This is a genomic window from Paenibacillus sp. Leaf72, from assembly GCF_001422685.1.
Classification (GTDB): domain Bacteria; phylum Bacillota; class Bacilli; order Paenibacillales; family Paenibacillaceae; genus Pristimantibacillus.
Map to the genome: position 1 here is coordinate 94,720 of NZ_LMLV01000006.1, position 15,065 is coordinate 109,784.

At 47.0% G+C, this 15,065-nt stretch carries 17 protein-coding genes, 1 rRNA gene and 1 riboswitch; of the genes, 2 read left to right on the plus strand and 16 right to left on the minus strand.

The window, feature by feature from the left end; all coding sequences use genetic code 11:
• Nucleotides 1–94: 94 nt before the first annotated feature.
• From rsmA to ASF12_RS12775, 5 genes are all read right to left on the minus strand, one after another.
• Nucleotides 95–1,009 (minus strand): 16S rRNA (adenine(1518)-N(6)/adenine(1519)-N(6))-dimethyltransferase RsmA, encoded by a 915-nt coding sequence (gene rsmA, locus ASF12_RS12755; protein WP_056034941.1) that lies wholly within the window; start codon nucleotides 1,007–1,009, stop codon nucleotides 95–97.
• A 9-nt stretch (nucleotides 1,010–1,018) separates the two neighbouring features.
• Nucleotides 1,019–1,567: a ribonuclease M5 gene (rnmV, locus tag ASF12_RS12760; RefSeq protein ID WP_056034944.1), complete on the minus strand. Its 549-nt coding sequence runs from the start codon at nucleotides 1,565–1,567 to the stop codon at nucleotides 1,019–1,021.
• A gap of 332 nt (nucleotides 1,568–1,899) precedes the next feature.
• Nucleotides 1,900–3,045 carry a 3D domain-containing protein gene (locus ASF12_RS12765; RefSeq protein WP_056034946.1) on the minus strand — a complete coding sequence of 382 codons (1,146 nt, stop codon included), beginning with the start codon at nucleotides 3,043–3,045 and terminating at the stop codon, nucleotides 1,900–1,902.
• A gap of 245 nt (nucleotides 3,046–3,290) precedes the next feature.
• A riboswitch (cyclic di-AMP (ydaO/yuaA leader) is annotated at nucleotides 3,291–3,498 on the minus strand.
• Nucleotides 3,499–3,682: 184 nt separating this feature from the next.
• A complete protein-coding gene (locus ASF12_RS12770) occupies nucleotides 3,683–4,456 on the minus strand; it encodes a TatD family hydrolase (protein WP_056034949.1) in 774 nt (257 codons plus the stop codon).
• Nucleotides 4,457–4,572: 116 nt separating this feature from the next.
• Nucleotides 4,573–5,868, minus strand: a complete 1,296-nt coding sequence (locus tag ASF12_RS12775) for an HD domain-containing protein (protein ID WP_056034952.1) — start codon at nucleotides 5,866–5,868, stop codon at nucleotides 4,573–4,575.
• Between the two features lie 280 nt (nucleotides 5,869–6,148).
• On the opposite strand from ASF12_RS12775, the gene ASF12_RS12780 reads away from it, so the two are divergent.
• Nucleotides 6,149–6,403: an AbrB/MazE/SpoVT family DNA-binding domain-containing protein gene (locus tag ASF12_RS12780; RefSeq protein ID WP_012772023.1), complete on the plus strand. Its 255-nt coding sequence runs from the start codon at nucleotides 6,149–6,151 to the stop codon at nucleotides 6,401–6,403.
• A 120-nt stretch (nucleotides 6,404–6,523) separates the two neighbouring features.
• On the opposite strand, the gene rsmI is transcribed toward ASF12_RS12780, so the two are convergent.
• The 10 genes from rsmI to ASF12_RS33685 all read right to left on the minus strand — a co-directional run bounded on the left by rsmI (nucleotide 6,524) and on the right by ASF12_RS33685 (nucleotide 14,065).
• Complete coding sequence (rsmI, locus tag ASF12_RS12785; RefSeq protein WP_056034954.1) at nucleotides 6,524–7,402, minus strand: 16S rRNA (cytidine(1402)-2'-O)-methyltransferase; 879 nt, start codon at nucleotides 7,400–7,402, stop codon at nucleotides 6,524–6,526.
• 31 nt (nucleotides 7,403–7,433) lie between these two features.
• Nucleotides 7,434–8,090: a tRNA1(Val) (adenine(37)-N6)-methyltransferase gene (locus ASF12_RS12790; RefSeq protein ID WP_056035000.1), complete on the minus strand. Its 657-nt coding sequence runs from the start codon at nucleotides 8,088–8,090 to the stop codon at nucleotides 7,434–7,436.
• 121 nt (nucleotides 8,091–8,211) lie between these two features.
• A complete protein-coding gene (locus ASF12_RS12795) occupies nucleotides 8,212–8,652 on the minus strand; it encodes an initiation-control protein YabA (protein WP_056035002.1) in 441 nt (146 codons plus the stop codon).
• Between the two features lie 94 nt (nucleotides 8,653–8,746).
• The gene (locus tag ASF12_RS12800) at nucleotides 8,747–9,550 is read right to left on the minus strand and encodes a PSP1 domain-containing protein (RefSeq protein ID WP_046234497.1); all 804 of its coding nucleotides are present in this window, start codon (nucleotides 9,548–9,550) and stop codon (nucleotides 8,747–8,749) included.
• A gap of 4 nt (nucleotides 9,551–9,554) precedes the next feature.
• Entirely contained in the window at nucleotides 9,555–10,532 is a 978-nt protein-coding gene (holB, locus tag ASF12_RS12805) for a DNA polymerase III subunit delta' (protein ID WP_056034957.1), read from the minus strand.
• Nucleotides 10,533–10,571: 39 nt separating this feature from the next.
• Nucleotides 10,572–11,015 carry a YaaR family protein gene (locus tag ASF12_RS12810; RefSeq protein ID WP_046234499.1) on the minus strand — a complete coding sequence of 148 codons (444 nt, stop codon included), beginning with the start codon at nucleotides 11,013–11,015 and terminating at the stop codon, nucleotides 10,572–10,574.
• A gap of 16 nt (nucleotides 11,016–11,031) precedes the next feature.
• Nucleotides 11,032–11,361 (minus strand): cyclic-di-AMP receptor, encoded by a 330-nt coding sequence (locus ASF12_RS12815; protein ID WP_046234500.1) that lies wholly within the window; start codon nucleotides 11,359–11,361, stop codon nucleotides 11,032–11,034.
• Between the two features lie 67 nt (nucleotides 11,362–11,428).
• Complete coding sequence (gene tmk / locus ASF12_RS12820) at nucleotides 11,429–12,055, minus strand: dTMP kinase (protein ID WP_056034958.1); 627 nt, start codon at nucleotides 12,053–12,055, stop codon at nucleotides 11,429–11,431.
• Nucleotides 12,056–12,162: 107 nt separating this feature from the next.
• On the minus strand, nucleotides 12,163–13,689 hold the full coding sequence (locus ASF12_RS12825) for an aminotransferase class I/II-fold pyridoxal phosphate-dependent enzyme (RefSeq protein ID WP_056034961.1): 1,527 nt from the start codon (nucleotides 13,687–13,689) through the stop codon (nucleotides 12,163–12,165).
• A gap of 184 nt (nucleotides 13,690–13,873) precedes the next feature.
• The gene (locus ASF12_RS33685; protein ID WP_081418785.1) at nucleotides 13,874–14,065 is read right to left on the minus strand and encodes a sigma factor G inhibitor Gin; all 192 of its coding nucleotides are present in this window, start codon (nucleotides 14,063–14,065) and stop codon (nucleotides 13,874–13,876) included.
• Between the two features lie 217 nt (nucleotides 14,066–14,282).
• Here ASF12_RS33685 and ASF12_RS12835 point away from each other — a divergent pair, with 217 nt between their 5' ends.
• Nucleotides 14,283–14,813: a hypothetical protein gene (locus ASF12_RS12835; protein WP_056034973.1), complete on the plus strand. Its 531-nt coding sequence runs from the start codon at nucleotides 14,283–14,285 to the stop codon at nucleotides 14,811–14,813.
• 164 nt (nucleotides 14,814–14,977) lie between these two features.
• Here ASF12_RS12835 and rrf read toward each other — a convergent pair.
• Nucleotides 14,978–15,065: ribosomal RNA gene (rrf, locus tag ASF12_RS12840) — 5S ribosomal RNA — on the minus strand; the annotation flags it as partial.

Sequence of the window (15,065 nt, forward strand, 5' to 3'; positions counted from 1 at the left end):
ACCTCTTCGTCTATCCTATGGGCATAAGGCGTGTAGTGTGCGCAAAAAACAAACGGGCGCCCCGAGGCCATTGCCCGGCGGCGCCCATCTTTATTTAGCCTTTCCAGCCCACTTCCAAAAATGCACGGCTGATCTTGGCGAATTCCTCCAGCGACAATGTTTCACCCCGCCGCGCAGGATCGATCGCAAGCCCCTGCAGCAGCGTTGTAAGGGCCTCCCGCTGTTCCTTGCCCACAAGCGCCGTCAAATTGTTGTAGAGCGTCTTGCGGCGCTGTGCGAAGCTGGCCTGCACGACGCGGAAGAAATGCGCCTCATCGGGCACATCAACAGCCGGCTTGTCCCGCAGCGCAAGCTTAATGACAGCTGAATCCACATTCGGCTGTGGAATAAACACCGTATGCGGAACGGTGCAGACGAGCTTTGGCTCGCAATAATATTGCACAGCCACGCTCAGGCTGCCATATTCCTTGCCGCCTGGCTTTGCTGCCATCCGCTGCGCGACTTCCTTCTGGATCATGACGACGATGTTTTCCAGCGGCAGGCGCTCTTCCAGCAGCTTCATCAAAATCGGCGTCGTCACATAGTAAGGAAGGTTCGCCACGACGCTAACGCCCGTTACGCCGCTGAAGCGCTCTTCGAACAGCTGCTTCAGGTCGAGCTTAAGCACATCGCCGTGCACAATGCCCACATTCGCTTCGCCTTCGAAAATATCATGCAAAATCGGAATGAGCCGATTGTCGATTTCAACAGCCGTTACCGTTCCCGCAACTGCAGCAAGGCGCTGCGTCAATGCTCCGATACCAGGGCCGATCTCAAGCGCGCCTTTTGTCTCGTCAAGCTCAGCTGCGCTGACAATATTGTTTAAAATATTTTGGTCGATGAGAAAGTTTTGTCCCAAGCTCTTCTTAAAGGAGAACCCGTACTTCGCAATAATTTCCTTTGTTCGTTTAGGCGTAGCTACCTCTGCGGCCTTAACTGCGCCTTTATTCAAGCTTTGTTGCTCCGTCATACGCCTTCGTCACCCCTGTTCCTGTTGTTCCATGGCTTGCAGCGCCTTCTCAAACTCTTCGCGCGTAATGCAGAAGCTCGTGCAGCGCTTGTAGAACTGCTTCCCGTTCGCATAGCCGATCCCCAGCAGCTTGCCCATAACCAGCCGCCGCTTTGCCGCTTCTTCATGCACAATTAAGCCAGCTGCCATCAGATCGTCCCATGTAATGGCCCCGACGCTCTCAGCCGTTTCTGTACGCAGCTCCGAGAGCGCCTGCCTAATCGCATCAGGCGCCGCATTCTCAATGCCGATATCCCCTTTATAGGAGGCCAGCTCCTGCGGTAAAAAAGCATGCTTGCAGCCCGGCACGCGCTGAGCGACAATTTTACGAATACGCTCTCCCGCATGATCCGGATCTGTAAATATAATAACGCCACGGCGCTCCTGTGCCAGCGCGATGCGCCGCAGCACATCCTCGCCAATGGCCGATCCATTCGTCTCAATCGTATCGGCTTCAACGGCCCGCTTAATCGCTACCGTATCCTCTTTGCCTTCTACTACAATCATTTCCTTGATCACATCGAACAATCCTTTCACAAAGGGAAACTTATCTTGGATATTCGTTCAAGCGTAAACGGCTGTCGCCGTCCTTTGGCGGCAAAGCTGCCGTTTCGCGGTGAAATATAAGCTGATTATAAATGTGAAACTTATCAATCTTATATTTCAGAAAAAATGGGCGATTGCTGCAACAACAACCCGCTCATTCACGTCTGTTTTATTATAACCCCAATTGGCCATTCAAGCGAATCTGACGCAAACAAAAAGAAGAGGCAAGGCCTCTTCCGCATCCTGTCATATTTAGCTTATGATTGCGATAAACTAGAGCACAATCCATAAAGAACTGCCACTAATTAGCTAAGCGATGGCTTGTTAGGACCAATCACATAAACGGTAAATCCTTTTTTCTTACCAAATTTATTAGCTTGCTTCTCACTGTCAAAATAAACATCGATCTTATTGCCCTTGATCGCACTTCCGGTATCTTCAGCACGGCGGAAACCAATGCCCTCGATATACACCCACCAACCGAGTGGAATGATATCCGGGTCAACGGCAATTGTCCGTCCTTCCGATACTTTAGCGCCAGAGGCCGTAATTCCGTAGTCCGGGTGCCCTTCGCTCTTGCCCGTTGATGCTAAGCCAGCTGAATAGGCCGTCAATGTGACGTTGCTGAGCACTTTTTTGGATGTGAGCGTTGTGCCGTCTACCGTTACATTGTTGCTGGTTGTCGCTGTCGACAGCACAGTAACTTTAGGCTCCGGCTTTTTCGTACCGACTGCAACGACCTGATTGACCGCAACCGTTTCGACTACCTTGTCTACCACTTTCTTGGAGACAAGTACGCCATCTTCAAACTGCTTCTCAATTTTGATCGTTACGACGCCTTCTTTGCCCGTCTGCACAACCTTCTCCTTGCCTACTTCCAGGTTCGGATCTTCCTTCTTCACAATGGTGAACGGTGTTGTGCTGGACGACTTGCCTAGCTTCGTATCGACGCGAATGACTGTTACGGTCATATCCGCGCTGACGCCCGAGCCAAGCGAAGGTAATACTTTATCATCATCTTCAACAGGAATATTTAATTTCTTTATCGCTGCCTGCACGGTTTTCTCTGTCGTGTACACCGTTGATGTTTTGCCATCAGCTTTTACAAGTAGCGGTACCGCATGCTTAATTTCAAAGCGGTCCCCATCCTTTACTGCCGTATTCAGAGGTACAGATACCTCGTCATGCGGGCCAATTGTAATAGCTTGTTCATCCAGTAGGCGTTGCAGGACCCATTGTTTCGTTGAAACAACGGTTTCTTGTCCATTCACTACTACGGATACGCTTTTGTCAGCCGATCCGTACAACAACACCAAAAACATGAAAGTCATAGCGATTGAGATCGTAGTACTCAAAAGAATCAAACGCAAGTTTTCACGCTTCCATCGCAATGCGAAAGACATGCTGGATGATCGTTTCCCATGGGTCTCACTTGCTTGAATAATGCCCACTTCATCGGTCCTCCTTCATAGCCCCGCCGTCGAATTACGCATGATACCATTGACGCGACTATAGTATATTGGCGTGCTTCTAGCACGCTCCAGTATATTTCCTCTGCAACCTCCTAGATTTACCCTATGACGACGATTTACCCAATATTCAAAAATAAAAAGAAAGCCCGTCGACAGAGGATCTGTTTCGTGGCTTCCCGGGAACGTCAAAATAGACTATTCAGGAATGGTGGATGCACGAGGTTGATCACTCTCTATAAACGCTTACGAGGTTAGCTGTCGGGTTCGGGCAAGAGAGCTGCCCTATCGTCGGAAGAATGCTCATGGCAATCCCCGCCAAATTCACCCCTAGAAGAAATTCAGGTGCGCGTGCAATGTGATCCGCAAATTCCTCACAGCATCGTGCATGGTTCCCCCGCTCTCCAAAGTTCGAAGATTAAGCGCAAACTGGAAATCCAATACAAAAATTTAAAGCTCTGAAATGAATCATACCTTCATCGGAGCCTAATTGTAAAGATCAGATAAAAACCGATTTAAGCGAAATTTTAGGATATTTACGGAAAAGAGAGTCTATTTCAGCATGAAAAATTAGTTTTATCGCCGTAAAGGTCACTTATTCTCGTTTTTATAGCCGTTTTTACACAATTCCGAAACATTTTTTACCGTTTTCGGTCGTTAAATTGGCGATTTCGGCCACCGATTTTCCTAATATTTCTGCTGCGGCTTCCGCAACGAGCGACACATAAGACGTCTCATTTCGTTTCCCTCGGAATGGATGAGGGGTCAAATATGGGGCATCCGTTTCGATCAAAATTCGGTCACTCGGAACCATCGCAAGCACCTCTTTTGGCACCCTTGCATTTTTGAATGTAAGCGGTCCCCCGAACGATATATAGAAGTTCATATCGAGGCATTTTTGAGCCGTTTCTGGACTGCCGGAAAAGCAATGCATAATGCCGCCAACCTCAGAAGCATTTTCCTCCTTCAGCAGCTTGACAATATCCTCATGGGCATCGCGATTATGAATAATAATTGGTTTTTTCAACTTCTTGGCTAAGCGAATTTGCTCGCGAAATACGCGATGCTGGACGTCTTTTGGGGACGTATCCCAATGGTAATCCAGTCCGATTTCGCCAATGGCTACCACTTTAGGATGAGAGCAAAGCTCTTCAATCCATCCCAGATCCTCCGGCAGCATATCGATGCTGTCAACGGGGTGCCAGCCAACTGCTGCATATATAAAATCATATTTTTCTGCCAGCGCAAGTGTTGTTGGAATCGTTTCCCGATTGAATCCAATATTAACCATTAAATCCACCCCTGCCGCACGCGCTCTTTCGATAACAGCTTCGCGGTCTTCGTCAAAATGCGGGGAGTCCAAATGGGTGTGTGTGTCGAATAAAGAAATCATAATTGAGCAAGCTCCTTCTATATTATAGTCTATGGTGAAACGGTCGAAAGCCGTCCTTTGGCGGCGCGTTTCAGTCCGAGAAATATAGAGAAAGTATGGCAAAATCATATACTTTCCTATATTTTAAATAACATTCGTACTTTATCGCTTAATTGATCAGCGGCAGCGCGCAGCTTCTCTTCCGGATAATACAAATGGGACTGGCCCTGATGAAGTCCAGTAATGGAACGAATGATGTCAGATTTCGTGGAAATTTCACTGACAGCCTCGTAGCTATCCATTAACAAAATCGGCGTCTTTTCTTCTTTTCCGCCTTTTTTCGTATCAGGCTGATACACATCATACGGTTGATCAAATGGAAAATCAATTTCCATATGGTAATCCGGGTTCAACCCGATCGCTGCAAATTGTTGTCTTACTTCATTAAAGAGGCCAATATCCGGTTTATCCAACATGATGTATTTATAGAGGCGACGCGTCAAAAAACGATCACATAGCTCCGCCAGCAGTTCATCGCCTTCGTCGCTCCATTCTATAAAGGCTGTCTGCAAATACGCCTCATCCAGCTTCAAATATTGTTTAACCCCAATTGTCCCGTCAAGCAGCCGTTTTAGCGGCTCCGGCATCCAACCAAATGTGTACCCACCCTCATAAAGCTCCTTCGCTCTGCGAAATATTTGTCTAAGGATGATTTCCGAGCTTCTCGTCACCGGATGGAAATAAATTTGCCAATACATTTGATAGCGGGACATCAAATAATGCTCTACGGCGTGCATGCCGCTTTCTTTAACAACAATCCTTCCATTAATAGGACGGAGCACACGCAGAATACGCTCCAGATCAAAGTTGCCATAATTGACCCCTGTGAAATAAGCATCCCTCAATAAATAGTCCATTCGGTCCGCATCAAGCTGACTGGAAATCAAGCCGCTAACAATTGGATTCGGATATGTCTTATTAATAACAGCAGTGACATGTTCAGGAAAGTCGTCTGCTACATTTCGTAGTATACGATTGACCTCGGTGTCCTCAAGCAAAATGCTGCAGGTCCACTGCTCGTGATGCGTATCGAATACTTGCTCCAGCGAATGGGAAAATGGCCCATGACCAACGTCATGCAGCAGCGCAGCGCAAAGCGCCAATAGCCGCTCCTCCTGCGGCCAGCCGGGAAAACCATTGCGTTCAAATTGGGAAATAATCTTTCTAGTAATTTCATACACGCCAAGGGAGTGGGAGAATCGGCTATGCTCAGCGCCATGAAAAGTGAGATAAGAGGTTCCTAGCTGCCGAATACGCCGTAATCTTTGAAACTCCTTCGTATTGATTAGATCCCATATCGTCTGATCCTGAACATAAATATATTTATGAACGGGGTCCTTAAAAACTTTCTCTTCCGATAGCTGTCGGTTCATTCAACAAATCAACTCCTTTTGTTCTCTGGTTCGACATAAAAAAGCAAAAAATATGTCGAAGAATGTCGCAAAACAGTTTCCAAAATGTCGAAGCTGTTGTATTCTATAGTAAGAGTAATATGACCTTACTATATAGTCAAACTCCCTTAGTAGCTGCAATTTTCTTCAATAATTTCAGTTGACTATTATGGGAAACGTTGGTATTATAGTAGACATAAAAAGAGAAACTATGTCGAAAAGTGACGAATACACTTTTTGATGAGAGGGGAAACAAATTATTATGATGAAGTCCACAGGTATTGTCCGTAAGGTTGATGAATTAGGTCGCGTTGTTATTCCAATCGAGCTTCGCCGTACGCTTGGTATCGGAGAGAAAGATGCACTAGAGATTTATGTAGACGGCGAGCGCATTATGTTGAAGAAATACGAGCCAGCTTGTATCTTCTGTGGTAACGCTGAGAACGTATCTTACTTCAAAGGAAAAATTGTTTGTCACATTTGCCTATCAGAAATGCCTTCACCTGTGACAAAATAAAAAAAATAGGTTATAATAACCTTATTCAACTAGTTAATTCTAACCTTTTAATACTCCTTATTGCCTTCCTGTGCTAGAACCCGGCCAGGAAGGTCTTTTTTTTCTCTATTTTTTGTTTTTCTAGCGGTTTACTTCATTATAAACATCACGCTTTGATAGACCACGATCTGTAGCTGCCTTTTTTATCGCGTCCTTACGTCCAAGCTCTGCTTCGTAATGCTGTACATGCTCTTCCATGCTCAGCTCCGCCCACCAAGCGGCAGCAAGCTCCCCCGTATTCTCATCTGAGCTGCTTCCTTCTATTATAAGGCAATACTCTCCCAATGGCGGATTTTCCTCAATCCAAGTGATACATTCCGTTACTGTACCACGCGCCATTTCTTCAAAACGCTTCGTCAGTTCCCGCACCATCGCGATACGACGGTCTCCGAGATGCTCCAGTATGGCATCCAGCGTCTTCCGCAAGCGATGTGGCGACTCATACAGCATCAAGGTGCCTTCCTGTGCTTGAAGCTGAAGCAGCCATTTCGCAAGTGACTTTTTGTCTCGCGGCGGAAATCCGGCGAACATAAAACGCTCCGTTGGCAAGCCTGATACAATTAAAGCCGACAATGCCGCATTCGCACCAGGTATCGGAACGACAAAAATACCCTGCTCCACCGCTTCGGCAACCAAATCTGCACCGGGATCGGATACAGCAGGCAGCCCTGCATCGCTTACAAGGGCAATCGATTGCCCCTCTTGCAGCAATCGAATAAGCTCGCTGCCACTCGCTTGTTTATTATGTTCGTGATAGCTCACAAGCCGTGTCGCAATTTCAAAATGGGAAAGAAGCTTACGTGTTTGTCTCGTATCCTCGGCAGCTATAAGATCCACTTCTTTCAACGTACGAATCGCGCGAAAGGTCATATCCTCTAAGTTGCCAATTGGCGTTCCGACTAAATATAACGTCCCGGCACCGTGTTGCTGCGGCCCGCTAAAGCTTTTTTGCACAAACATTGTTGAGCCCTCCTTCTAGCATTCCACTAGGCTAAGTATCATATACCATAATTGGCGGCAGCAGCCTCAGTTCCGGTCTGCCATCACGCATAGCCTCAATAAGCACCATATTGGCTTCGCCATTTTTATTCGGATGAATGAACTGTACCCGCTTTGGCTCCAGCTTGTACTTGCGCATCGTCTCAATTATTTCTACAAAGCGTGATGGCCGATGCACCATGGCTACTTTCCCAGCTGGTCGCACCAGCCTTGAGCAAGCTTCGACAATATCCTGCAAGGTTCCGTGTACCTCATGCCTGGCGATCGCATAATGCTCATTTTCATTAGAGTCTCCTGCTTCAGCCGACATATAAGGCGGGTTGACGGTTACCGCATCATACGTTCCATAAATCGCTTTATTCGCTGCAAAATTTCGCAAATCGGCTTCCACGATATTAATTTGCTGCTCCAGCCCATTCAGCTTTACACTCCGCCTTGCCATATCCGCAAGTCTTGGCTGAATCTCCACTGCATCAATTTGTGCTTTCGTCCGCCCTGTCAATAGCAGCGGTATTACGCCATTCCCTGTGCAAAGGTCAATGACCTTTCCTTTTTTCGGAATGCTTGCGAAGTTGGAAAGCAGCACCGCATCCGTCGAAAAGCTGAACACTTCCCTGCTCTGAATAATTCGCAGTCCGGTATCCATCATTAAATCGTCCAAACGTTCATTGATTTCCAGCTTGATCTGCTCGTCCACGACTTTCCCACTGCTCCCTTGACATAAAGATACCGTCCTCTTAGCAAGGACGGCATAGTGTTGACCGATTGCATTATTTATTTAAGAAGGATAAGCAGAAGAGACAATCGCCTTCTGTCCGCAAATGCCCATAATAGACATTGCAAATATGGAAGCCTTCATGGTAAAGTCTCGCCAAATTATCATGCCCTTCTCCTACTGAATATGCAGCTGCATCTTCGGCGGAAGTGAACAAATCGGCTGTTTCTGTCTGCTGCTCTACCTTTGTGCTTGTCCCCATCGTCTTGCCCGCATTTGATTTTGAAGCCCCTGCTGTCTTAACTGGCAAAGGTTCCTCCGCTTGTTGCGGTATCCGCTTCAAAATTTTGCGCAGCTGATGGTTTTCCATGCTTAACCGCTTATTCTCTTCAAGCAGTTCCTTCACCCGCAGCTTCAGATCCCCAACTTGACGATGAAACTCGCCCATTTGGGTATCAAGCTGATCCATTTGAACAAAAATCTCTTTTTTCTCCAAGTTCCCACCCCAGAGCTTCAAGCATCGTCTTGCACCTTAGCTGTAAGCATTGCGCTTGGTCGTTTGGACATGCTATGAATTGTTCTTAATACTGTCATTTCAAAATGACATCGTCTAACGGAAGTTCCTTCGGTTTCCCCGAAACTTCAAACAAGTGTACGTACACGGTCTTGGAACCAACATTGATTCCCGTTACCTTGCCTTCACCAAGTGAAGTGATAACGATCTTGCCAATCGCTGGAAGCTCTTCTCTTGAGCTTTCATAATTGTCATGCTCGTATTTCAAGCAGCACATCAAACGGCCGCATAAACCAGAAATCTTAGTCGGATTGAGCGACAAATTCTGGTCCTTCGCCATCTTGATCGATACCGGCTCAAAATCGCCCAGCCACGAAGAGCAGCATAATATCCGTCCACATGGTCCGATGCCGCCAAGCATCTTCGCCTCGTCACGAACCCCGATTTGCCGAAGCTCAATCCGAGTACGGAACACGCTTGCCAAGTCTTTCACAAGCTCGCGAAAATCTACCCGACCTTCAGCTGTAAAATAAAAAATGATCTTGTTGCGGTCGAACGTGAATTCGACGTCAACCAGCTTCATCTTCAGCTGATGGTCTTTTATTTTGTCTGAACAGGTTGAGAATGCAGCTTGAGCAGCAGAACGATTCTCTTCTACAACCTTCGCATCCACGTCGCTGGCAATTCGTATAACGCGCTTTAACGGAAGGACAACATCCGATTCACCGACTTGCTTCTGTCCAACCACTACTTTGCCATACTCGATCCCCCTGGCCGTCTCAACAATGACATGCTGGTCCTTGTCAACGGGATGCAGGGCTGGATCAAAGTAATAAATCTTACCCGCCTTCTTAAAGCGGACACCCACGACATTATACAAGGATTTAGCCCTCCTGTAAGTTTACCATTAATTGCTCTAAAGCGAGTTGAGCAGATACATTCGACCTAATACGCTTGCTTGCTTCGAGTGTATGCTCCATGCAAGTGACCCAGCCTTCCACTGGCCGGCTGAATGCATGCTTGCTTATCCATTCCAACTGATCTATATATACAATATCTTCTTGCCTTCCGGCCTGAAATTTAATCATGTCCTTAAACCATAATACAAAAAGAGATAACAGCAGCTGCGGATCTTCACCAATATCCTTCTTAATGAACTGCTGCTGGACGGTAATCATTGCCGCGGTGAATCGGGTCAGACTGTCCTTCCCTAATTGTATCACTACGTTTCGGATTTCTGCAAACTGATTCTGCTGGATGATTTCCCTAGCGCCGTCCAATCCCGAGCTCAGCTGTACGGCTGCGCGAGCAAGAATAGAGGGCAGTCCTTCATTTGTTAATGTTTGAAGCATCTCATCGGAAGACATCGGGAGGAACGGCACCCACTGGGTGCGAGAGCGAATGGTCGGCAGCACAGCTTGTCCATTATCGGTTATCAATATCGCTACAACAGGGGATAGCGGCTCCTCCAAAAATTTTAATAGGCTGTTCGCCGCTTGAAGTGTCATCGTTTCTACTCGCTCAATCATGTATACTTTGCGTTTCGCCCCGCTGCCCCGCAGCCCAAGCTCCCGCTGCAGCTCGCGAATTTGATCAATCTTGATCGACTGCCCTTCCGGAGCGATCCGAATCATATCCTGCTGATTGTTATTATCAAACTTGCGGCACTCCAGGCAGTGCCCGCAGGCATCATCGCCACCGCTCGTACAGAATAAGGCTTTAGCGAAAGCTTCCGCCATCGCCATTCTGCCACTGCCCTTCGGTCCATAAAATAAATAAGCATGCGATACTTTACCGCTTTGCAGCGCATGCTGTAAAATACGCTTCGCTTTCCATTGACCGGTTAGCTGCTCCATGCTCATAAGCTCAAAAATTCCTTCCTCGATCGTAACCTTTCCAATCTAAAACAATAAATTAATCAGCATGCCACGCACTTCACCGATCCGGGCTAGCAATTCAATACGCCCTTCTTCGGTCTCCAGCAGCTCCTCCGCCATATTAACGAGCTCTGCATCAATCTCGTCAAGCAGCTTATAGCGCTTCGTACGGCCTCTGCGGTCAAACCCTCTAAGCTCTTTAAGCCCGATGCCGCGCCTAACGGTATCCTCCAGAAACTTCTTGACCATCTGGCGGTAAAGCTTTAATTCCCGCACCGTCATTACTCTGGATAAATGGTCACCCTGTCTATGAATGTCCTGCAGCTTCTGCTGCAATTGCTCTTGTGTCCGCTGTGCTTCCTGCTGAACCATAACATCGCCGAAGCTCTTCATCTGCGGCTGCTTGGAAGCTAGGTCGTTACTCGCGCGATTCGCCCCAAGCGGACGAAACCCTGGATCAATTTTCATCCGTTATCACGTCCAATCAGAAATGTTCAAAGCGTTCTACCGGAACGACGAATACGGCAGCGCCACCCACTTGTACTTCTACCGGGAAAGGAATATAAGAATCCGTTGAGCCGCCGATTGGCGATACAGGCGTAACTAATTGATCGCGCACTTTGCAGTTGGTTTTGATCACTTGAAGCACTTCGTGCACACGCTCATCTTCAATACCAATCATAAAAGTTGTATTGCCTGCGCGCAGAAAACCGCCCGTACTTGCCAGCTTCGTTGCCCGAAATCCTTCTGTCACAAGCGCATTCGACAAACGGTTGCTATCCTTATCCTGAATAATCGCAATGACTAATTTCATCCTGATTCCTCCCATTATTCGTTATCATTTAAACGTAAGCTCTAACGTTGCTTTAGTTCAAATAATGCTAGAGATTGCCCTCTATTGCGGCCAAAACATCTTTCAGCACCATATCCAGCTCCTGATTTGCATCAACTCGGACTATTCGCTCAGGGAACTTCTCCAGCAATATAAAATAACCTTCCCTGACTCGCTCGTGAAAAGCGATTTCCTCCAAATCAAGCCGATTAATCTCACGATCATCCGATTGTCCAATACGGGCAAGACCTACCTCTGGCGTCACATCCATGTAGATTGTGAGCTGCGGCATCGCCCCTTCAATCGCGAACTGATTAATCGACCATACCTCTTCCATGCCAAGTCCACGCGCATGTCCCTGATAGGCTAGGCTGCTATCCACGAAACGGTCGCAAATGACAAGCTTGCCTGCTGTAAGTGCTGGCATGACCTTCTCTACAAGATGCTGTCGTCTTGAAGCCGCATACAAGAGTGCTTCTGTCCTAGCATCCATTGCGGTATGATTCCGATCCAAAATGACTGACCGGATTTTCTCCGCAATAGGGATGCCTCCCGGCTCACGAGTGGTCAACACTGCTTTGCCCTGCTGCTGCATCGTATGCGCAAGCTGCTCGATCAGTGTAGTTTTCCCCGCCCCTTCGCCGCCTTCTATTGTAATAAAAATACCCTTATTCAACGGTTCGTAACTCCTAATCTATGAAACTGAATTTTCAGCGTAATGCTTACTTCCATTTTAACAAAGCGACTTTCCCTTGTATACGAGCTTTTGCCGCTTAATCATATTTATTCCACGATTGCAATGGATTGCATGGCTGGATCTACCGCACCTTGGAACTTCGCTCCACTGCTAGCAAGCTCTTTAATATAGCCCAGCATTTCCGCAGTAAGCAGTTCGCCCGGATATACAATAGGAATGCCCGGCGGATATGGGACGATCATCTCTGCTGCCCTGCAATTTATCGCATCTTCCAGCTTCACTCTTACCATAGTCCCTTTACTCACTCGCGAAAAAGCAATTGGTTCTACCGATTCTGGTAAGAACAGCGGGTTACTTGCTCTTGCAAGCGGTTGTTCAGCTATTACCCGTCCTTTAGATGCGATAATCATCTCCACTGCCTGACAAGCTTGAATGAGACGATCTGCATCCTCAGACTGAATGCCAATCCCCAGCAAAAGCACGACATGGCGCATATCCGCCATTTCTGCCCAGCAGCCCTGCTGTTCCAGCAGCTTCAATATTTCAAAACCGCTTAATGCCCCCGTTCGATCCCATAATACAATTCGCAATGGATCTAATTGATTGTAAGCGGGCATTGCGGCTAGCCTATCATCGCTTTGCTTCAATATCTCAATTGCCGCACAGCACTCTTCTATTCCTTTACGCAAATATGCAGCAACAGCTAATGCATCATCAAACCAGTCAGCGCCCGACGCCTCTATCATTGCACGGGAAATATCGAGCGAAGCCATAATTGGAAAAGACGGACTCGAGCTTTGAATCGTCGCTAAAGCTTCTCTAATGGCGGTTCGGTTAAGAAACTCACCCTGCACATGAAGCATCGCTCCCATTGTAAGCGCAGTGAGTGTTTTATGAGTGGACTGCACAACGGCATCTGCTCCAGCCGCTATCGCTGAGCCAGGTAGCTTGGGATGCAAGCCATAATGGGCACCGTGTGCTTCATCCACAAGCAGCAGCATGCCGCACTGATGAATCGCTTCAGCATAAGGTTGTAGGTTCATGCTCATCCCATAATAATTCGGATTATTGAGAAATACAGCTTTCGCCTGTGGGTATAAGTCCATCATCATCTTTACCTGCGCTAGAGAAGGCTGCGTTGCAATTCCGGTAGGCTCATCTATTTGCGGCATTATAAATACGGCCCTTGCACCCGCGAGCTTCAAACCATTAATGACCGACTTATGGACGTTGCGCTGTACGAGAATATAATCGCCAGGCTCACATACAGCCAGCAGCATAGCTAGATTGCCAGAAGTGCTTCCTCCCACGAGAAAAAAGCTTTCCTCCGCGCCAAAGCAGCGAGCTGCCAAGTCTTGCGCTTCGGCAATGGCCCCCTCTGGATGATGCAAATCATCTGTAGCGGACAGTTCTGTCACATCCAGCCTCATAATCGCTGTAAAAGTCTCTTTCATTGCTTTTATAAAATCGGACTCCTGCCCTTCACCTTCCCGTTCGGGCTTATCTGGCCCAAATGCCTGGCCGTAGCGATGCCCGGGTACGTGAAAGCTAACCGGCTGCGAAGCTGTATGTTTAAGCAGCATTTCATATAGCGGAGCATGTATATGTTGCATCAAAGAGAGCCGTTCCTTTCGCTATAAACTTAAATCTATTTTAGTGGATTTGAACAAGCTTAAACGGCTGTTGCCGTCCTCTGGCAGCAAAGCTACCGTTTCGCTGGTGGAATATAAGCTAATGAAAACTTATACATTCATATATTTCATGAAAAAAAGAGCGAATTCTATAGGTAGAGTTCGCTCAAGCATTTTTTTCAATGAAGATTTGCTTCATCTGATGGATAAAGAATGGATATTTAGCATCTTTAACGTCGGTCTGCACCATTTCTATTTCGCATGATTGGCATATAAATTCAGTAACGATGCGAATTCCTTCACCCTCGGCTTTATGTTCGCCGCATATAATACAATGAAGCTGATGATTTTCAAGCATTTGAATCCCGCCTTTCATCCCAACTCTATAGCTACTATTATGGCATATATTCTAGCTTTTTAAACTTGTTTCATAGCCCATTTCAAATATTTATATATCGTATGCCGCCAGAGCCCAGATGGTGAATACAAAATTAGCCGTGTGCTATCGCGGGAAAGCTCTAATTAACCGATATATATAGGATAGGCTTGAACGTTATGGAAGGGATGTTAGAAAGATGCGTCAATCATTATCTGAGCAGCAAGCTGCAACGATTTATCAATACCAGCTCGTTAAACGTAAAATCATTAGGCCTGAGCTTGTCCAAAGCCATATCCTTATTGCCGTTATATTCGTCGCTTTTCAGCTGCTTATGTATGGTAGAGATGGACTTTTCAGCTGGTTGTTCGGCTTTGCTGTCATTCAAGTCATTCACCTGATTATATTGCTGCTGACCTTTATCCGAGTAGAAGAGGCAGCTGATCGCCGCTGGGTATGGGGTATTACGCCCCCTTGGTTCGGCTTTAAGCCAGCAAACGATATTAAGCTTCAGCTTTTCCGCCGCGTACACCGCCAGTTGTTCTGGATAGGCCTTTGTGGCACTGGCATCTTATATCCTTGGATTTCGGAATCGCTTATGATCAGCATCATCTGTTGGCATTTGTGGCTCATCGTTCCGCGCCTCCTTTTGTCCGTCGCTTTTCGCAAACAAAAAAAAGAAGGCATTCTCCGCCTTGGAAAATACGAAGCCTCGTACTACCATCGTTAACTGGCTATCCTATAACGCAAATATCTATGATTATGAAAAAGAAGCTGTTCCTCAGTCATTAGTGGAGGAACAGCTTCTTTAAATGCATATTTACCCTTTAATTCAGTGGTTATAAATTAAAATTGAAACAAAAAACCTGCCGCAAACTGCGGCAGGCTTCTCGTGCTTGGCGACGTCCTACTCTCCCAGGACCCTGCGGTCCAAGTACCATCGGCGCTGGAGGGCTTAACGGTCGTGTTCGGGATGGGAACG